This window comes from Micromonospora sp. DT178, from assembly GCF_049841695.1.
Taxonomy (GTDB): Bacteria; Actinomycetota; Actinomycetes; order Mycobacteriales; family Micromonosporaceae; genus Micromonospora.
Map to the genome: position 1 here is coordinate 116,048 of NZ_JBNCKV010000005.1, position 17,842 is coordinate 133,889.

22 protein-coding genes are annotated in these 17,842 nt (G+C 70.8%); 12 read left to right on the forward strand and 10 right to left on the reverse strand.

Features of this window, described 5'->3' with window-relative positions:
- Nucleotides 1-132 precede the first annotated feature (132 nt).
- Complete coding sequence (gene fdhD / locus ACLQ22_RS11375; RefSeq protein WP_425692243.1) at nucleotides 133-987, forward strand: formate dehydrogenase accessory sulfurtransferase FdhD; 855 nt, start codon at nucleotides 133-135, stop codon at nucleotides 985-987.
- Nucleotides 988-996: 9 nt separating this feature from the next.
- On the opposite strand, the gene ACLQ22_RS11380 is transcribed toward fdhD, so the two are convergent.
- From ACLQ22_RS11380 to ACLQ22_RS11390, 3 genes are all read right to left on the reverse strand, one after another.
- Nucleotides 997-1,692: a GAP family protein gene (locus ACLQ22_RS11380; RefSeq protein WP_425692244.1), complete on the reverse strand. Its 696-nt coding sequence runs from the start codon at nucleotides 1,690-1,692 to the stop codon at nucleotides 997-999.
- 141 nt (nucleotides 1,693-1,833) lie between these two features.
- Nucleotides 1,834-2,010: a hypothetical protein gene (locus ACLQ22_RS11385; protein WP_425692245.1), complete on the reverse strand. Its 177-nt coding sequence runs from the start codon at nucleotides 2,008-2,010 to the stop codon at nucleotides 1,834-1,836.
- A 120-nt stretch (nucleotides 2,011-2,130) separates the two neighbouring features.
- A complete protein-coding gene (locus ACLQ22_RS11390) occupies nucleotides 2,131-2,451 on the reverse strand; it encodes a hypothetical protein (RefSeq protein WP_425692246.1) in 321 nt (106 codons plus the stop codon).
- Nucleotides 2,452-2,657: 206 nt separating this feature from the next.
- Here ACLQ22_RS11390 and ACLQ22_RS11395 point away from each other — a divergent pair, with 206 nt between their 5' ends.
- The 3 genes from ACLQ22_RS11395 to ACLQ22_RS11405 all read left to right on the forward strand — a co-directional run bounded on the left by ACLQ22_RS11395 (nucleotide 2,658) and on the right by ACLQ22_RS11405 (nucleotide 4,855).
- Nucleotides 2,658-3,401, forward strand: a complete 744-nt coding sequence (locus tag ACLQ22_RS11395) for a Scr1 family TA system antitoxin-like transcriptional regulator (RefSeq protein ID WP_425692247.1) — start codon at nucleotides 2,658-2,660, stop codon at nucleotides 3,399-3,401.
- A complete protein-coding gene (locus ACLQ22_RS11400; RefSeq protein WP_425692248.1) occupies nucleotides 3,389-3,583 on the forward strand; it encodes a DUF397 domain-containing protein in 195 nt (64 codons plus the stop codon). Before ACLQ22_RS11395 ends, ACLQ22_RS11400 begins: the two co-directional genes overlap by 13 nt.
- 396 nt (nucleotides 3,584-3,979) lie before the next feature.
- Nucleotides 3,980-4,855 carry an alpha/beta hydrolase family protein gene (locus tag ACLQ22_RS11405; protein WP_425692249.1) on the forward strand — a complete coding sequence of 292 codons (876 nt, stop codon included), beginning with the start codon at nucleotides 3,980-3,982 and terminating at the stop codon, nucleotides 4,853-4,855.
- Between the two features lie 117 nt (nucleotides 4,856-4,972).
- On the opposite strand, the gene ACLQ22_RS11410 is transcribed toward ACLQ22_RS11405, so the two are convergent.
- Entirely contained in the window at nucleotides 4,973-5,761 is a 789-nt protein-coding gene (locus ACLQ22_RS11410) for a class I SAM-dependent methyltransferase (protein ID WP_425692250.1), read from the reverse strand.
- 163 nt (nucleotides 5,762-5,924) lie between these two features.
- On the opposite strand from ACLQ22_RS11410, the gene coaD reads away from it, so the two are divergent.
- Nucleotides 5,925-6,347: a pantetheine-phosphate adenylyltransferase gene (gene coaD, locus ACLQ22_RS11415; protein WP_425692251.1), complete on the forward strand. Its 423-nt coding sequence runs from the start codon at nucleotides 5,925-5,927 to the stop codon at nucleotides 6,345-6,347.
- A 44-nt stretch (nucleotides 6,348-6,391) separates the two neighbouring features.
- Here coaD and ACLQ22_RS11420 read toward each other — a convergent pair whose 3' ends face one another.
- Nucleotides 6,392-6,598: a hypothetical protein gene (locus ACLQ22_RS11420; protein ID WP_425692252.1), complete on the reverse strand. Its 207-nt coding sequence runs from the start codon at nucleotides 6,596-6,598 to the stop codon at nucleotides 6,392-6,394.
- 57 nt (nucleotides 6,599-6,655) lie between these two features.
- Here ACLQ22_RS11420 and ACLQ22_RS11425 point away from each other — a divergent pair, with 57 nt between their 5' ends.
- On the forward strand, nucleotides 6,656-7,351 hold the full coding sequence (locus ACLQ22_RS11425) for a HEAT repeat domain-containing protein (protein ID WP_425692253.1): 696 nt from the start codon (nucleotides 6,656-6,658) through the stop codon (nucleotides 7,349-7,351).
- The gene (locus ACLQ22_RS11430; protein WP_425692254.1) at nucleotides 7,345-8,421 is read left to right on the forward strand and encodes a MerR family transcriptional regulator; all 1,077 of its coding nucleotides are present in this window, start codon (nucleotides 7,345-7,347) and stop codon (nucleotides 8,419-8,421) included. The genes ACLQ22_RS11425 and ACLQ22_RS11430 overlap by 7 nt, the downstream gene beginning before the upstream one ends.
- 19 nt (nucleotides 8,422-8,440) lie before the next feature.
- On the opposite strand, the gene ACLQ22_RS11435 is transcribed toward ACLQ22_RS11430, so the two are convergent.
- Together ACLQ22_RS11435 and ACLQ22_RS11440 are read right to left on the reverse strand one after the other, a co-directional pair.
- Nucleotides 8,441-9,085 carry a class I SAM-dependent DNA methyltransferase gene (locus ACLQ22_RS11435; protein WP_425692255.1) on the reverse strand — a complete coding sequence of 215 codons (645 nt, stop codon included), beginning with the start codon at nucleotides 9,083-9,085 and terminating at the stop codon, nucleotides 8,441-8,443.
- Between the two features lie 70 nt (nucleotides 9,086-9,155).
- Nucleotides 9,156-9,662, reverse strand: a complete 507-nt coding sequence (locus tag ACLQ22_RS11440) for a VOC family protein (RefSeq protein ID WP_425692256.1) — start codon at nucleotides 9,660-9,662, stop codon at nucleotides 9,156-9,158.
- Nucleotides 9,663-9,687: 25 nt separating this feature from the next.
- Between ACLQ22_RS11440 and ACLQ22_RS11445 the strand changes: the two genes are divergently transcribed.
- The 5 genes from ACLQ22_RS11445 to ACLQ22_RS11465 all read left to right on the forward strand — a co-directional run bounded on the left by ACLQ22_RS11445 (nucleotide 9,688) and on the right by ACLQ22_RS11465 (nucleotide 13,381).
- Nucleotides 9,688-10,530 (forward strand): helix-turn-helix domain-containing protein, encoded by an 843-nt coding sequence (locus ACLQ22_RS11445; protein WP_425692257.1) that lies wholly within the window; start codon nucleotides 9,688-9,690, stop codon nucleotides 10,528-10,530.
- 122 nt (nucleotides 10,531-10,652) lie between these two features.
- Nucleotides 10,653-11,033 carry a hypothetical protein gene (locus ACLQ22_RS11450; RefSeq protein WP_425692258.1) on the forward strand — a complete coding sequence of 127 codons (381 nt, stop codon included), beginning with the start codon at nucleotides 10,653-10,655 and terminating at the stop codon, nucleotides 11,031-11,033.
- Between the two features lie 71 nt (nucleotides 11,034-11,104).
- Nucleotides 11,105-11,557 carry a hypothetical protein gene (locus tag ACLQ22_RS11455; RefSeq protein ID WP_425692259.1) on the forward strand — a complete coding sequence of 151 codons (453 nt, stop codon included), beginning with the start codon at nucleotides 11,105-11,107 and terminating at the stop codon, nucleotides 11,555-11,557.
- Nucleotides 11,558-11,572: 15 nt separating this feature from the next.
- The gene (locus tag ACLQ22_RS11460) at nucleotides 11,573-12,007 is read left to right on the forward strand and encodes a hypothetical protein (RefSeq protein ID WP_327030015.1); all 435 of its coding nucleotides are present in this window, start codon (nucleotides 11,573-11,575) and stop codon (nucleotides 12,005-12,007) included.
- Between the two features lie 201 nt (nucleotides 12,008-12,208).
- Nucleotides 12,209-13,381 (forward strand): serine hydrolase domain-containing protein, encoded by a 1,173-nt coding sequence (locus ACLQ22_RS11465; protein WP_425692260.1) that lies wholly within the window; start codon nucleotides 12,209-12,211, stop codon nucleotides 13,379-13,381.
- 6 nt (nucleotides 13,382-13,387) lie between these two features.
- Here the strand turns inward: ACLQ22_RS11465 and ACLQ22_RS11470 are convergent, their stop codons facing one another.
- From ACLQ22_RS11470 to ACLQ22_RS11480, 3 genes are all read right to left on the reverse strand, one after another.
- On the reverse strand, nucleotides 13,388-14,428 hold the full coding sequence (locus ACLQ22_RS11470; RefSeq protein WP_425692261.1) for a DUF4192 domain-containing protein: 1,041 nt from the start codon (nucleotides 14,426-14,428) through the stop codon (nucleotides 13,388-13,390).
- Nucleotides 14,429-14,595: 167 nt separating this feature from the next.
- Nucleotides 14,596-16,044, reverse strand: coding sequence for an RICIN domain-containing protein (locus tag ACLQ22_RS11475; RefSeq protein WP_425692262.1), 1,449 nt, complete (start codon nucleotides 16,042-16,044; stop codon nucleotides 14,596-14,598).
- Nucleotides 16,045-16,084: 40 nt separating this feature from the next.
- The gene (locus tag ACLQ22_RS11480) at nucleotides 16,085-17,599 is read right to left on the reverse strand and encodes a pectinesterase family protein (protein ID WP_425692263.1); all 1,515 of its coding nucleotides are present in this window, start codon (nucleotides 17,597-17,599) and stop codon (nucleotides 16,085-16,087) included.
- Nucleotides 17,600-17,842 lie beyond the last annotated feature (243 nt).

Consider the following 17,842-nt stretch of genomic DNA (forward strand, 5'->3'; position numbering starts at 1 on the left):
TCGGCAGGGCGGTGTGGCGGCGGGTCGAGACCGCCTGCTCGAAGTCGAACACCGGCGTTCGACGCCACGCAGCGGGTCGACGGACGGGCCGTCGCCGCGCGGCGCCCCGACCCCGGGGTGCAGGATGGCGGGATGGGACGGGCGACTGACCGGCGCGGCGTGCTCCGCATCGACCTCGACGCGGCGGCGACGGGCCGCGCCTCGGTACGTTGGCAGGACAGCCTCGCCGTGGAGGAACCGCTGGAGATCCGGGTCGGTGCGGCCGGTCCCGGCCGGCGACGGCCGCTCGCGGTGACCATGCGCACTCCGGGCGACGACCTCGACCTGGCGATCGGCTTCCTGCTGACCGAGGGGCTGATCCGCTCCGCCGACGACGTGCGCACCGCGCAGCTCTGCGCCGGCGCGGAGACACCCAACACGTACAACGTGGTGGACGTGGTGCTGTCGCCCGGCGTGCCCGAACCCGCCGTCGATCCGGCCCGGAACTTCTACACCACCAGCTCCTGCGGGGTGTGCGGCAAGGCGAGCATCGACGCCGTGCGTACCCGATCGGTCTTCGCGGTGGGCGACGACCCGCTGACCGTGCCGGCGGCGGTCCTGACCGCGCTGCCGGACCGGCTGCGCGCGGCGCAGCGCGGCTTCGACCGCACGGGCGGCCTGCACGCCGCGGGCCTGTTCACCGCCGACGGCGACCTGGTGGTGCTGCGCGAGGATGTGGGCCGGCACAACGCCGTCGACAAGGTGGTCGGCTGGGCGCTCCGCGAGCGGCGGCTGCCGCTGGCCGGGCACGTCCTGCTGGTCTCCGGGCGGGCGAGCTTCGAGCTGACCCAGAAGGCGTGGATGGCGGGGGTGCCGCTGCTCGCGGCGGTCTCCGCGCCGAGCACCCTGGCGGTGGAGCTGGCCGAGGAGGCCGGGCTGACGCTGGTCGGCTTCCTGCGCGGCGACACGATGAACGTCTACGCCCGCCCCGACCGGATCACCACCTGATCCGCCGGCCTAGTCGAACAGCCCCAGCCGGACCGCGGCGTCGCGGGCCACCAGGAAGCCGGCGATGCCGAGGATCCAGCCGAGCATGCTGCCCGAGGTTCGCATGATCCAGGCGTTGAGCCGGGCCAGCACCGGCTCGATCAGCCTCGGCAGCGCCATCCGGGCCGCCAGCAGCAGCACCGCCGGCAGGACCATGACCAGGCAGTAGCCGGCGAGCAGCCCCACCATCTCGGCCGCGCCGAGACCCGAGGTGGTCAGCAGGCCGACCGCGCCGAGGTACGGCAGCATCGTCGCCACCTCCGCGAGCGCGGCGAGCAGCGCCAGCCCCACCAGCCACCGCGCGGAGGAGTCGCCGGCGGTGGCCCGGTCCCGCCAGCGCAGCACCCCGCCGCTGCGCGGACGCCGCTTGCTGTCGTAGCGGAAGCTGAGCAGGAACAGCCCGACCCCGAGGACGAGCTGTGCCCAGAGCACCGGCCGGTTGTCCATCGCCCCGCCGAGGACGTCGGCCAGCCGGCTGCCGCCGAGGGCGAGCAGCAGCCCGACGCCGAAGTAGAAGACGACGATCGTGCCGAGGTAGACGAGGATCCGGCGGGCGTTGACCTGCCCGGGAGCGAGCAGCAGCCAGACGGGGATGAAGAGTGTGCCGATGCTCGTGCTGTCGACCAGGGCCAGGCCGGCGAGCGACAGCAGCAGTCCGACGCTCATGCGGTGCTTGCGATGGGTTGGGGCACGGACCCATTCTGTGCCGGCGTCGTACCCACCGACTCGCCTTACGGAACGAACATCCCCTACATCTTTCGACGGAGAACGCCACACCGTCGCTCCCGGTGGCGCCTTCGGCGGCGGTCAGCGCGGGCGGGCCCAGGCGGTGAAGCGGGCGGTCAGACCGGCCGGCGTCGTGGCGTGGTCCAGCGCGGCGAGTTCCTCGCCCGCCTCGGCCTGGAGGGTCGCCAGGTGGATCAGCAGGGCCGGGCCCCGGGGCTCGTACATCAGGAAGGTGCGCAGGTGGTCGAGGTGGGCCATCAGGCCGGTCCGTCCGGTACTCGGCGAGCAGCCGCAGCTTCGCCGCCGAGCACGGCCAGGCGATCCCGCAGGCCGCGCAGCGCCAGGTGGGCCGGGTGGGCAGGTGGGCGCGGCGCCGGTTCATGCCGGGACCCGCCGGCGGGCCGTCGCCGGCGAGGCCGGAGCTGCGGTACGCCAGCGGACCCCCTCGCACCACACGTAGAGCGAGCGCCGGTCCACGGCGTCGCCGCGCGCGCCCAGCTGGTAGACGTCGATCCAGCGCCAACCGTGGTACGTGTGCCAGTCGGTCAGGACGCGGATCACGCGCACGGAGATCGGACGGACGAACTGCGGGCTCGCGGACCGGGTCAGGTACAGCACGTCACCCGACCTGATCTGCCGCAGCACGGGCTTGGGGTCCGGCTTCGGTTCCAGCCCTGGCGGCGGCTGGCGCTCCGGCAAGGTCTTCCCCCTCGTCCGTCGGTGGAGGAGGGGGCCGCCACGGATGCTCGCCCGGCGGCGACCCCCTCGCGGCACGACCGGCGGGCCTCGGGATGCCTCCACCGGCTCGCGCCGTCTACAAGGCACCCTGCCGAGGGTTGCCAGCCGATCACACCGCGTAGCAGTCTGTACCTGGGATATTCAGGACGTTCAGGCGAGGAGCAGGGATGAACCGGGCGGTTCAGGTAGCGATGGCGAAGGCCGGCGAGACTGCGGAGAGCCTCGCAGCTCAGATCGGCGTCGATCCGAAGACGGCGGCGCGCTGGGTGAGTCAGGGACGAATCCCGCAGACCCGTCACCGTGCCCGGGTCGCCGAGATCCTGAACAAGGACATAGAAGAGCTCTGGCCGGACGCACTGAAGCGAAGAGAGCCAGCGTGGTTCAGACCGTGGACCGAGATCGAGCGTGAGGCGTCCGGGCTGCGGTGGTTCGAGTCAGCCGTCCTCCCGGGCCTCCTACAGACCGAGGACTACGCCAGGGTGGTCCTCACCAGCGGGCCGCTGATGGCTGACGCGGAAGCCTATGTCGACGCCCGGCTACGCCGGCAGGCCGCCGTGCTCGACCGTCCACGTCCTCCTCTCCTGGTCTTCGTGATCGACGAGGCTGCGCTCCGGCGGGGAGAGCCCGAGGTCATGCAACCGCAGCTTGATCACCTGATCGAGCTTGCCCGGCGTCCGAACGTCATGATCCACGTGCTTCCTCTCCGTGCCGGGCTGCACCCCGGGCAGGCTGGGCCGTTCATCATCGCCAGCACGCCCGACGGCGAGGTCGGCTACCTCGATGACCAAGCCACCGGCCGTCTCACGAATGACGTTGCTCCGCTCTGGGCGGTCTGGGATACCGTGAGATCGGTCGCGCTGCCGCGAGACCAGACCATCGACCTGTTGAGAGCGCGATCATGGCTGACCTGACCGGCGCGCAGTGGCGCAAGAGCACCCGCAGCAGCTCGAACGGCGGCGCCTGCGTCGAGGTCGCCGACAATCTTCCCGGCGTCGTCGCCGTCCGCGACTCGAAGGACCCGGCCGGCCCGGCGCTCACCTTCGCACCGGCGGCGTGGCGCGCGTTCGTCGCCGAACTGGCCGAGCGGGCCTGACGTCGGAAGCGCACGTCGGGCCCGGCGCGGGCGAGCAGGATCGCGGACACCCAGCCAAACCCGAGCGCCGCGCGGGAGACGGCTCGTAACCGCCAGCAGTCGAGCTGGCGCCTCGTCACGCAGCCTCGACCGGGTGATCCGCGCCTCGTGCGGCGGTGGCGGAGCCCGCCCGCGGGCGAACAGGTCGCTCGACGCTGTCGAGCTGAGTCGTCTGTGACATCAGGCGATGCCTGGTTCGCTGCGACACCAGATGGCGGTGAATCGTCTGCGACATCAGCTCGACAGTCCCACGCGAGCCGCAAGGGCCGCCCGATCCTGGCGGTGGACCGGATCGGCGCGCCGCCAGCTCCTCACTGGGCGAGACGGAGACGCCCGGTCGGTGCTTGACTGCCCGGCATGGAGCTGAGCGTCGGCGAGCAGCAACTCCCCGCCACCCTGACCCTGCCGGCCGGGCCGGCCCGGGGCGCCCTCGCCGTGCTGCACGGCTCCCACGCCGACAACCGGTCGTACTTTCTCTATGAGCACCTGGCCCGGCTGCTGCCGCCTGCCGGCATCGCGGTGCTGCGCTACGACCGGCGCCCCCGGATCGACGGACGCGACGTGCCGATGAACGCCCAGGCCGACGATGCGGCGGCGGCCCTGGACGTGCTACGCCGGCAGGTCGGTGACGTCCCGGTCGGGCTGTGGGGGTTCAGCCAGGGGGCCTGGGCGGCGGCGCTGACCGCCAGCCGCCACCCGGTCGACCTCCTCGTGCTCGTCGGGTGCAGCGGGGTCAGCCCCGCACGGCAGATGCGGTACGGCACCGCCGAGCAACTTCGCCGCCACGGGTACGGCGACGCCGACCTCGCCGAGCTGGACCGGCTGCGTGGGGTCGCAGAGGCGTACCTTCGCGGTGGGCTGTCGCGGGCGGTCGCCCAGGCGGAGTTGGACGCCGCCGTCGAGCGGCCCTGGTTTCCGCTGGCGTTCCTGCCGCGCGAGGTGCCGGAGCCCGGCGCCTGGGCCGACATGGACTTCGATCCGGAACCGGTATTCGCGGCGCTGACCTGCCCGGTGTTGCTCTGCTACGGCGACACCGACGCCTGGATCCCGATCGAGGAGAGCCTGACGGTGTGGCGCCGGGCGGCCGTTGCGGCAGACCTGACCATCGCCCGGCTGGCCGGCTGCGACCACGCGCCCACCCTGCACGAGGCCGAAAACCTGGCCGGCATCAGCCCGCAGTACGCACAGATCCTGCTCTCCTGGCTGGACCGGCGGCTCCCCCCAGTTCGATGACGTGGCGGCGTGGCGCGCGTTCGTCGGTGAGCTGGCCGAGCGGGCCTGACCATCCGGGGCGCGCTCCGATGCCGGCGGGCCGTGGAGGTGGAAGGCTTGGCTGGGCGAGGTGCGGCTTCAGTCGGGCGTACCGAACTGGAGCCAGACGCGGACCCGCTCGGTGACCTCGTCGCGTCCGCCGAGGGCGTCGCGCATCTCTGCGGCAAACGTGGCCCGGCCCTGCGTGGACGGCAGCCGGTCGGTCGACAGGGCGGAGAAGACGCCGCCCACCATGTCATCGACGGTGAGCGGTGCGTCGTACTGCACCGACAACTCCGCGTACCGGTAGCCGGCGCGAACGAGGGCTTCCCGGTTGCGTAGGCGGCCGGCGTCGTCGGTTTGGCAGGCAGCTGTGACGGGGTGCCCGAGCAGCCGTTCCAGGCATTCGCGCAGTGCCCTGGACCAGTCGGCGTCCTGGAGCCACAGCGGCGCTCCGTTGGTGACGACGGCGACGCCGCCGCCGGGGCGCAGCAGCGGCCGGACGGCCCTGAACAGCGCGTCGCGGTCCATGAAGTGGATGGCGACGGCGGCGGTCAGCGCGCCGATCGTCCGGTCGCCGAGTAGCCGACCCAGCGCGGGCAGGTCGTTGCCGGTGCCGAGCAGCCACGTGGTGTTGACCGTCGCAGCGTCGAGAGCGGCCTGGCGGGCCAGAACCAGCATGTCCGGCTCCGGGTCCACGCCGACGACGGCCCCGACCCGGGCGGCGAGCGGGAGGCTCAACTGGCCGGTGCCGCAGCCGAGGTCGACCACCGTGTCCTCGGCGCTGAGGCCGAACGCTTCGACGAGGGCGTCGAGCACCTCGGGTGGGTAACCCCGCCGGTGCCTCGCGTAGTACGTCGCCACCTCACCGCTGAAGCTCGCCTTCATCTCGACAGCCTGCCCGCAGCGCAGTTCGGGAAGCGAGCGATTCTGCTCAGGGCATGGCCAAGGTGTCGCTGCTTGCGCCCGGCAGGGCGAGTCCCTGTGGCTGTGACGTACTGCCCACAGGCAGGGGCCAGCGGATCCGACAGCCGATACCTACAGTCGGGCCATGAGCACCGGCAGAGGTGTGCGGGCGGTCTACCCCGGCAGCTTCGATCCCTTCACTCCCGGGCATCTGGATGTGGTGGACCGGGCACGCCGCATCTTCGACGAGGTGGTCGTGCTCGTCGCCATCAACAGCTTCAAGAATCCGGGCACCGACGAAGAGGAGCGCGCGGCTGCGGTCCGGGCCATCCTGCCGGCAGGGTGGACCTCCGTCAGCGTTGCGGCCTGGAGCGGGTTGACCTCCGCCTACTGCCGTCGTCACGGAGTAGGAGTGATCGTCCGCGGCTTGCGGAACACCACCGATCTGCAGAGCGAGTACCGGCTCGCCGCGATGAACGAGTCGCTCGGTGTCCCCACGGTATTTCTGCCTGCCCAGCCCGAACTGGCTGCGGTGTCTTCGACTGCGGTGCGCACGCTCAGGGAGTGACCTTCGTCCACGCAGCCGCAGCCGGCCGGAGTGAGGCTGGGGCACTAGATCGGGAAACGGCCGCGCCGGACGTGCCAGTGGCGGCCCGCGCTCAGGTGATCGACGACCGCCCGCTGGAGCTCGGTGCGGCGCGGCAGCTCGTCGAGCGGCGTGGTCAGGGTGCGGAACACGAACCGCAGCACCTCGACGTCGGCGTCCAGCCCTTCCGGCTCCTCGTAGGGTTCCAGCTCGAACTCAGGCCGGTCTGACACCGGCCGCCCGGGCGTCACGCGCACTTGACGTTGACACTGTGACAAGGCCTTCACTGGATGCAGGAGGTGGTCCCCGTCAACGCGACACCCAGGAATTCCCAGGACGAACGGCTGCTCGACGCGTTGGGCGCCGACAACTCGTCGACGCGACTCCAGGCGGCTCTGGCGGTTGGCACGCGCGCCGAACCCGGCCTCGTCGACGCGCTCGTGGCGCGCTGCGCGATCGAACCGGACTTCTTCGTACGCGACATGCTCACCTGGGCGTTGACCCGCCTCCCGGCGGAGATTACGGTCCCCAGACTCCGCACGGAGCTTGGCACCGAGCGCGCTCAGGCCCGTAGCCAGGCGTTGCACACGCTATCCAAGATCGGCGACAGGAGCGCGTACCCCGCAATCACCCGGTCGTTGCTGCATGACGCCGACGACGAGGTCGCGCGAAGCGCGTGGCGTGCCGCCGTCGTCCTCGTGCCTGACGGGGAACAGCAGGCGCTGGCCGCGGAGCTTGCTGCACAACTCGGTCGCGGTGACCGGAATGTCAGACTGAGTCTCAGCAGAGCACTCGTCGCACTCGGAGACGTGATCGAGCCGGCCCTGCGGACGGGCATGGCGAGTGACGACCCAGCGGTGAGTGCCCATGCCCGCGCCACGGAACTGCTCCTGCGCGACCCGGATGCCGGTTTCGACGCGGCCGTTGACGAGGCGACCCGGATCGTCGCGCTCGGCCCGGAACAGGTCGGGGGAACAGCGTGCTGATCGGCGAGGTCGCACGCCGCTCGGGGGTGAGTGCGCGAATGCTCAGGCACTACGACTCCCTCGGGCTGGTACGACCGACAGGACGCACTGTGGGCGGCTACCGCGAATACTCCACCGAGGACATCCGCCGGATCTTCCACGTGGAGAGTCTGCGGTCCCTGGGATTGTCGCTGCGACAGATCAGACGTGCTCTGGAAGATCCTGCTTTCGCGCCGTCCGCGCTGGTCGGCAGCCTCATCCAAAAGGCCGAAGACCGACTGAAGCGGGAGCAGGAGCTACTCGCGCGACTCCGTACCGTCGATGTCGCGGCACCCTCCGGCTGGCAGGACGTCCTGCGCATCGTCGAGCTTCTGCACGGGCTCAACTCGCCCAGTGCCGCACGCCGGCAGCAGACCGTCCTGAACCCGGCCGAGGGCATGTCGGTCCCCACCGGGCTGCTGGCTGGGGCGGTCCTCGCCGAATCCGATCCGAATGTCGCCGGTGCTCTGCGATGGGCCCTCGCGCGGGCAGGCGGTGACGCGGTCGCGAGCGTGGCGCCCGGCGTGCACTCGGCAAACGTCGACATCCGGCGGCGCGCGGTCCGGGCAGTCGCGGAGCTGCCCGGTGACGAGGCGACCGCGCTGCTCGGGGAAGCGCTCGGGGACTCGGATCCGACGGTACGCAGGCAGTCTGCTCTGTCATTGGGTACGCGTGGCGCGACCGAAGCCGTGCCGACACTCGTCAACATGGTGGTCGAAGGCGCGAACGACGTCGAGGCGGCCGAGATCCTGGCAAGCCTGTCACTGGAGCCCGACTGCGCGGACCGGATCATGACTGCACTGGTCGACGCGCTCGCCACCCGCACTGCGGACTCCCCGGCGCGGGTACGCCTGACCCAGGCGCTCGCCGAACTGCCGGCGGCCCTCGCGCGGGGCACCCTGCACCAACTGACCCACGACGATGATCCGGCTGTCGCCCTCCTCGCCTCGGCCCTCGTGGAATCGTCGATGAACGGCTCGACGGCCGAAGGTCCTGCCAGTAGGAGCAAGCCCCGGGGTCAGTTCCCGCTCGGTTCTTCCTCGACCCCCTGACCGGCTCCGGGAGTACTCGTCAGGGATGCCGGCGTGCGAAGAGGATTCCGCCGAGCCTGCTCTCGGGCGAGGTCACGACCGTCTCCGCCTCCACCGCGAACCCGGCCGCGCGCAGCCAGGCCGCCATCCGTGCCGGCCGGCGGTGGTGGACGTGGACCTTCATGGGATGGCCGCCGTAGCCCTCCGTCTTCAGCCGTGACCCGTCGCCGACGTGGAAGCCGAGCAGTAGCGGGCCCCCTGGGCGCAGTACCCGTCGGAAGTGCGCGAAGACCCGGCCGATCTCGTCGTCCGGGATGTGGATGAGCGAGTACCAGGCGATCACGCCCGCGACCGAGGCGTCGGCGAGCGCGAGGTCGGTCATCGAGCCCACCTCGAAGCGCAGGTGGGGATGGTCCCGCCGAGCCACCTCGATCATCCCTGGGGAAAGGTCGATGCCGAAGGCGTCGAGGCCGTGCCGATGCAGGTGGGCGGTGACGCGTCCGGGCCCGCACCCGATGTCGGCGACCGGGCCTCCGCCGGCGGTCAGCACCAGTTCGGCGAACAACGCCAGGGCCGCCCGTTCGTGGGGCGCGTCGACCAGGAGGTCGCGCACCAGTTCCGCGTAGCTGGCGGCAACGGTGTCGTAGGAGTCCCGGGTGTCCGCCAACCAGCCTGCACCGTTCACGTCCGACACGTTAGGTCTCCAAGCGACGCTCGCCTTCCCCGGGGAGCGTTGCTCGGCCCGGCACGGTGGGTCAGCTCGCCTGGTTCTGCTGCTCGGCCCATTCGGCGACCCGGCGCGCGCTCTCCTTCTCGGAGAGATCCTCCACCCGGGTCATGACCGACCACCGTACGCCGAAGGGGTCCCTGATGCTGGCGAACCGGTCGCCGGACACGAACGTGGACGGCGCCTCACGGACGACGGCGCCGGCCGCCTCGGCCCGGGCGACGACGGCGTCCACGTCGGGGCGGTAGAGGCCCATCGAGTAGCAGTCCTGGTCCCCCTCGGGTGCCGCGACGAGCCCGTAGTCGGGCATCGGCTCGCCGAGTTGCAGCAGACCGTGGCCGAAGTCGAGGACGGCGTGGGCCACGACTCCGCCCATCTCGGTCACGTCGACCACCCGGGCACCGAAGATGTCCCGGTAGAAGTCGATGGCGCCGCGCGCGTCGGGGATCGCCAGGAAGGGGGTCAGGCTGGTGGCGCCGTGCGGCGTACCGTTCGTGGTGTGCTCACCGTCGGCGGCTCGGCTCGTTGCAGTCATGTGACCGATCGTAGGAATGGCGGGCGTGGGCCGGCTTGAAGATTCGCGCCAGCCGGCCGGCCCGGATGCGGCGAGCCCACGGGGTGTCCTCTACCCGGCGCGGCTGCCCACGTTCGACCGGCTCCCGCCGCCGGATGCGGTGCGGCAGCTGGTGCGGTGGTTCTGGATCCCGGAGTGGCAGATCCAGCCGGGGCGGTCCTCCCGGCAGCATCTGATCGCCTTCCCCGCCTGCAACCTCGTCGTCGAACCGGACGCGGTCGGCATCTCCGGGCCGACGACCGGCAGTTCGTACCGTGACCTCACCGGAACGGGCTGGGCCGTCGGCGCCCTGCTGCGGCCGGCGGCCGTACCCCACCTCGTCGCGGACCCGGCGGCCCTGCGGGACCGCTACGAGGCCGTGGACCTACCCGTCCTGCACGAGCGGGTGCACCGCGAGATGACCGGGCCGGGCGACCGGCAGACCCGGCACCGCCGGGCCGTCGACGCCTTCGCGGGGTGGCTCAGCGACGCGATCCCACCGCCGAACGACGAGGCGCTGCTGGCCAACGCGATGGCCGAGGCCATCGACACGGATCCGGCGATCCGGACGGTCGAGGATGCCGCCGTACGCGTGTGCCTGTCCACCCGCTCGTTGCAGCGGCTCGCGGGACGCTACGTCGGGCTGCCGCCGTCGACGATGATCCGCAGGCGTCGGCTGCAGGAGGCGGCCGAACGCCTGCGCACCGACCCGGGCACGACCCTGGCCGCCGTCGCCGCCGACCTCGGCTACAGCGATCACGCCCACCTCGCCAACGAGTTCCGGTCGGTACTCGGCCTCTCCCTGAGCAGCTACCGGCAGCGGGTCACGTGCGAGGAGGACGGGTCGTAGGTTCGCCGTAAACTCTCGCGGTATTCGCCCCTGAACTTCCGCGGTACACGTCCGTGGACCTTCGCGGTATTTCTGCCAACTGTGCTTGTTGGACGATCGAAGGCCATGGTCCACTACGCGCCATGCGCAGATTGTTGGCTTCGATCTTCGTCCTCGTTTCGGGTGCCGCTGGCGTTGTCGCCGGGGCGCCCACGGCTTCCGCCGCCTGCAGTTATTCGTGGTCCAATCCGAGCAATTGGACAGCCGTAACCGTCGGCGACGACGTCAACTATCGCAGCGGCCCGTGGCGTAGTTGCAGTTCGAACGGCACCTGGAACAGCGGATCTGACGTCTATCTGCACTGTTACCGAGTCGGTGAGAAGATCACCGCCCACGGCGTCACGAGCCCGCTCTGGTGGCACGTACGTAAGGCCGGCACCCAGCAGCAGGGCTACATCTCCGAATCCTTCCTGCGCAGCAACGGTTGGATCCTGCCGCACCCGCCCGCTTCCCACCAGTGCTGACCTGATCCGCACGAGAGCACTCTGCGGTCGCCCAAGGGAGATCGCTCGATTCCCATGGAAAGGGAGCCCTGATGAAACCAGTACGACTACTGCTGGCAGTTGTCGTGGGGCTGGCCGTGTCGACGGCGGTCGTCGCCAGCCCGGCTGCCGCAGCCGACTGCGACATCCTCTTCGGCAAGTGCTGGACGCTGTACCACAGCGACGGGGATGTCGTCGGTGCGCACGCCGACGGATACACCACCACCCAGTGCGACGGCCTTGGTCGGGTGTGCGTGTTTGGCACCTTGGAGGACACCAAGAGCGATGGGAAGTCCGCCTGCCTGGAGTTCTTCGCGACCTACTCGGACGGCGGCACCCGCAGGGAGTACGACCGGGTGGGCGGCTACGGCAACAGCAAGAGCCTGGGCAGCGCCGGACATTACAGCTTTGCCAGCAACGTAAGCACGATCAAAGCCCGCGAGGGCATCACGAACAGCAGCGGGACGTGCGTCTACGCGTCCGGCTACAAGTCACTGGCCTTCTAGCCGGAAAGGCGATCAATGCGCATCACGGGCCGTAGGTTCACCATCTGTGCGGCGACGACCGCGGCCGTCCTCGCTTTCACGGCATCGCCAGCGTTGGCCGTCGCCAACTGGTCGCTCTACCACACCAACGGAGATGTGGCGGGGGCGCACGCAGCGGGGTCTGTCGGCGTCGAGGACGGACGCGTCATTCTGCGCGGCACGCTGGAGGACACCGCCGCCGACGGCTACTCGGCCTGCCTGCAGACCGAGGCCTACTACAGCTACTCCTCGAATCCGGGCCGCACCGAGATCGACTACATGAGCAAAGGAAGCGGCAAGAGCGCTCCGATCGGTGCGGGCCACTACAGTTTCGCCATCAACGTGACCAAGATCCGCGCCCGCGAGGGCCTGGGCAAGAACGGTTCCTGCTTCGCCTGGGCCACCGGGTGGACCACGATCTACGCGGGCTGAGCCGGGTCGCAACAGGACGTCGCCGGGCCTGACCTGCCGCGGGCTCGCCCGGCCAGCCACGTTGCGCCGACGCGTGTGGAGGTGGGGAAGGGGGCCGGCCGGCCCCCTTCCTGGCGGGGTTCTCCCCGGTCTTCCGGTCCGGGTGCGCCAGGGGAATCTCCCCGATGTCCCGACCGGCACCGGGAGACAAGGCTCGATGTCATGAAAATCATGAACAGCCGGACCGCCCTCGTGGCGACTGCGCTCGCCACCGTGCTGACTGTCGTGGCCCCCGGCGCGGTCACCGCCGCACCCCCGGCCCGCTCCGCCGCCGACTGCCGCCCCGGCACCCTCGACCCCGGCCCACTCCGACAGGCGATCGCCGGACTACCCAACTCCGACGCCACCAGCGCCCAGGTCCGAATCATCACCCCGGACGGCTGCTGGACCGGCGCCACCGGCGTCCGTGACCTGCGCAGTCAGGCCCCCGTGCCGCCGCACGCACGCTTCCGGACCGGCAGCGTCACCAAGGTCTTCACCGCCGCACTGGTGCTGCAACTGGTCGCTGAGGGCCGCATCGACCTGGCCGACCCGGTGCAGCGTCACCTACCCGGGCTGCTGCCCGCCGACTACCCGACCGTCACCGTCCGCCAGCTGCTCGACCACACCAACGGCATCCCCAGCCCGACCATGCCGGACGGCATCGAGTGGCAGCTCGCCCACCGGTACGACCGGTGGACCCCGGAGCAGATCGTGCGACTCGGCCTGCGTAACCCCCGGGAGTTCGAGCCCGGGACGAAGCAGCATTACACCAACATGGGCTACATCGTCGCCGGCCTGCTGGTGGAGAAGGTCACCGGCCACCCGTACGCGCGGGAACTGGACCGGCGGATCGCCCGCCCGCTCCACCTGCGAAACACGTACGCCCCCGGCGACGACCCGCGCATCCTCGGTCCGCACGCACACGGATACCAGGCCGTCGTGCGCGACGGAGCCACCGAACTGGTGGACGCCACGACGTGGAGCCAGACCTTCACTCCGGCCTCCGGCAACGTCATCTCCAGCCTCGCTGACCTGGACACGTTCGTCGCCGCGCTCTTCGCCGGCCGCGTCGTACCGCCGGCCCAGCTGGCCGAGATGTTCACCCTGCCCGGGGTCCCCGACGTCTCCGGTGGTCCGGCCCGGTACAGCGCCGGGCTCACCGCGTTCCCGCTGCCCGGAGGCGAACTTCTGTGGATCAAGACGGGCTCCCGGTTCGGCTACCTGACCGGCGTGGCGGCCACCCGCGACGGCCGGTTCCGGACGCAGTACTCGATTACCGGGACCGACGCCAAGGGTGAGGAGCTCAGCCGTACCGCTCAGGCCGTCATCGGTGCCGCGCTCGGGATGCTCTGACGGGAGTCAGCGGGGACCGCGTCGGCTGCGTCTGCGGCGTAGCACGCCGGGCGCTCCGACCGCCGGCCAGCCGTCCAGCTCGGAGGGCGGCACGCCCCGGCGCAGCAGGTCGTCGAGGAGCAGCGCCATCGAGTGGCCGGGGTGCTCGGCCAGGGCGCGTTCCAGGGCCACCGCCGCCAGCGCCCCCTGCCCCGCCCGCCACGCCGCGAACGCCAGCAGCGCGGCTGGCGCGGCGATCAGCTCCGGCTCGGCCCGGCGCAGCACGTCAGCCCAGAGCGCGATGTCCTCGTCCCGCCCGTCGGTGCGTTCCCAGGCGTGGTCGCGAACCGGCACGTGGGTCAGCAGCACGCTCAGCCAGGCGACCTCGTCGTCGGTGAGCCGCTGCCCCCGCCGGTGCCGGCGCAGCGTGGTGCGTACCGCTGCCACCCCCGCGGAGCGGAGTGCCCGCTCGCCGCGCGGGTCGGTCGCGGGCGCCCGGTCGAGCAGGTCCGCCAGGCGTCGCTCGGCGCGGGCGGTGGCCCGGCGTACGGCCGAGCGAGCGGGACCAGTCACCGGGGCGACCTGCGCGACCAGGGCGGCCCGGTCGGGCAGGGCGACCTGGCCGGCGAAGACGGCCGCCGCGCTGACCTCGCTGGCACCGACGTCGTAGGGGGTTCCGTCGGGCGGGCAGCATTCCGGCTCGGTGCAGAGGTACGACCAGTAGCGGCCCTCGGTGACGCGCAGGGCGTCGAGCACGGACATCCCGGCGGCGGTCAGCGCGGCGCGCACGGCGTCGACGGCCGGGGTGACCAGCGGTGCGGGCCCGTAGCCCAGGACCGTGGCGGTCTCGGCGTGCTGCCGGGCGACGACGCCGGCGAGGTGGCCGGCGGGGTCGCGCGGGTCGGCGAGGTCGGGCAGGTCGGCGCGGGCGGCGAAGGTGATCCGGCGACCCCGCATCGCCACCACGACGACGCTGTCGGCGGGGTGGAAGCCGAGCAGGTAGGGCACGGCGGCGATGAGGTCGGCGGGGGAACGGACGGCGAGCCGGGGGCGGTCGGTCGGGGTCATGGCTCGCAGCCTGCGACGCGGGCGGGACGGCCGGCGGGCCCTGTGGACGACACGCGGGTTGTCCACAGACACGGAGAGTGTCGCCGCAGCTCACGCCGTTTCTCGATCGTGCGGGAACGCGACGGTGGCACCGGCCGGCGGAACCGGCCGGTGCCACCGCGGATCGGTCAGATGCCGATGCCAGCCTGCGGGCCGGCGTGGGTACGCAGCATCGCCGGGATGTCGGCGGCGTCGTGCAGCGTGTACGGGTAGAAGCTGCTCGGGTTGAACGCCGTGCCCTTCGACCTGACCTTGCCGGAGTCCCATGGGCTGTCGACCGTGACGTTGCCGCGCTGGACGAGTTCGCCCGACTCGACGTAGTACGGGTTGCGGACGTTCTCGTAGTAGCTGTTCTCGACGACGGCCTTGGTCAGGCCCCGCACGTAGTTGCCGTAGGACGCGCAGTTCTGCAGGTAGTTGTTGTACATGTGCAGGTTGGCCAGGTTGTCGGCGCTGGGGTTGCGGGTCCTGGTGTTCTGGAACCAGTTGTGGTGGATGGTCATCCGGGCGGTGACGTTCTCCGTCCAGCCGATGCCGAAGGTCTTGTTGTTGTCGGCGAAGTGGTTCCAGGACACGGTGATGTTGGTGCTGTCCTTGCGGCTGTCGAGCAGTCCGTCGTTCATCCGCTGGAGCCGGTTGTGGTCGATCCAGACACGGTTGACGGTGTCCATCTGGATGGCGTCGTAGTCGTAGGTGTCGTCGCCCGGGTCGTCGTCCGGCATCAGGGTGTCGCGGATCGTCAGGTTGCGGATGATGACGTTGTTGACCCCGGAGCCGAGGAAGAACCCGCCGCCGACGATGTGGCCGCTGGTGCCCACGCCGATGATCGTCTTGTTGGACGCCACCCGCAGCTCGGTGCCCTTCGGGCTGATGTTGATCGTGCCGGCGACGCGGATCACGTAGGGCGCCGACGCGGTGACGTACTGGTTGAGCTGCGCCTGGGTGGTCACCGTGACGGTCTGCCCGCCGGCGCCGCCGGTCACCCCGGTGGCGAAGCCGTCCGGCGCGTTCGCGTACGGCACCGCCGGCGTTCCGCCGGAGCCGACCTTGACCAGCTGCCACTGCTGGTTGGTGCCGTCGAGGTCCGCAAACTGGGAGATCCGGCCACCGTTGGCCGTCGACCACTCCCACACGTCCAACGCCTTACGGCTGTGCCGGTTGACGAACCGCACGTACCCGTCCGCCGAATCCGCGACCCCGAAGTGCTGCCGCGTGTTCGTGCCCGCCGACTCCTGCGTCAACGCCGCACCGTCCTCGGCACTCGCGATCTGCAACACCTTGCCGCTCTGCCGCGACCGCAACTGGAAGTAGCCGTTGTCCACCGGCACGAACTGCCACTGCTGGTTCAACGTGTCCGTACGCGACCACTGATGAATCGGCGCACCGTCACTGGTCGAATAGTTCGACACATCGATCACCTTGCCGCTGTGCCGCGACACGAACACGTAGAACGCACCCGTGTCCACGACCGCCGCCTGCGACGGACTGCCGGTCGCCACGACAGCCACGGGCACCGAAACGGCCAGCACCGCCAACGGCACCAGGCGCCGCCACAGCCGGCGGATCTGGATGTTCATGGTTGTTTCTCCTCCTGAGGATCAGACGGGGTGGGACCGGTCAGCCGACCGGGTTCCAGCCGTCGGTGCCGGCCAGGTACTTCTGCGGGGTGTAGTTGGGCGCCTGAACGTCGCTCAGTTGCGGCCGGTTGCTGTTCGTGCCGGCTCCCGCGCCGGTGTTGCGGTACTCCAGGAAGCGCGCGTTGCGCCAGGAGTTGCTGGACATGTCGGTCCACGGCTGGCTGGTCCTGATGTGGGCGCCGAGCGTGGACTCGCGGTAGAGCACCTGCGCGTCCGGGCCCCACGGCCGGCCCAGGCTGCTCGAACCCGCCGCCGCCGAACTGGTCAGGTTGCAGCGGTAGAAGAGGAAGCCGTACGCCCGCGCCGCCGGGGTGCGGGCGGCGGTGACCGGCCCGCCCGTGGCCCGCTTCTCGTGGATCTGCGAGCTGTGCAGCACCGCGATCCCGTCGCCGAAGATGAAGTCGACGGTGCCCTCGACGTACGAGTTGCGGATGTAGGAGCGGGCCGAACCGCCGACGAGGAAGGTGTCCTGGTCGCCGAGCAGCCGCACGTTGCTCAGCACCGACCGGTCGGAATTCAGGTTGAGCGCGACCGCCTGGTGGCCCGGCTGACTGGCGTTGGCCGCCTCGTCGAAGTCGTTGGAGATGGTCAGGTTGGTCGCGGTGAAACCCCGGCCCGAGACCGTCATGGTGGCGCTGCCGGAGGTGCCGTAGGTCGTCCCGTCGGGCTTGACGGTGCCGGCCGAGTGCCGCTCGACGATCACCACGGCGCTCGGGCTCGATCCCATGCCGAGGAGCTGGATGTTCGTCTTGTTCGACGGCACGGACACCACGCCGCGGTAGGTGCCGGGGCTGATCGCGATGACGACCGGGTTGGCGCTGTTGGCCGGTGCCGCGTTCACGGCGGCCTGGACCGTGCGGTGCTGGCCGCTGCCGTCAGCGGCCACCGTGATCGCGCCGGGCGGCGTGCTGCCACCGCCGAGCTTGACCAGCTGCCACTGCTGGTTCGCGCCGTCGAGGTCGGAAAACTGGGAGATCCGGCCACCGTTGGCCGTCGACCACTCCCACACGTCCAACGCCTTACGGCTGTGCCGGTTGACGAACCGCACGTACCCGTCCGCCGAATCCGCGACCCCGAAGTGCTGCCGCGTGTTCGTGCCCGCCGACTCCTGCGTCAACGCCGCACCGTCCTCGGCACTCGCGATCTGCAACACCTTGCCGCTCTGCCGCGACCGCAACTGGAAGTAGCCGTTGTCCACCGGCACGAACTGCCACTGCTGGTTCAACGTGTCCGTACGCGACCACTGATGAATCGGCGCACCGTCACTGGTCGAATAGTTCGACACATCGATCACCTTGCCGCTGTGCCGCGACACGAACACGTAGAACGCGCCCGTGTCCACAGCCGCCGCCTGAGCCGGACCACTGGTGACCGCCACGACGGCCGGCGCCACGACGGCGAGCACCGCCAACGGCACCAGACGCCGCCACAGGCGACGGACGGCGGTGGCCGCCGGTGCCGGGTGGTCGTCGGGGGGATGGGGGGTCAGTCGCATTGACTTCCTTCCTGCGTACGGGTGGTGGAGGTGTGGTCGGCCCTCCTGGCGACCGGCTGCCCGGGGGCCGGCGCCAGGCGGGTCGGCGTCGGCCCGCTCTGGTTCCGTAGACGACGGCAGGGTCACGCCGACAACGGAAATTCAGAACTTTGTTTGGATCGCCCACTTACCTGGACAGTGATGGGCGACGATCTTTACAGGCGCATATCGGTGTGCGAACATGCCGTGAGCTGCGTCGTCACC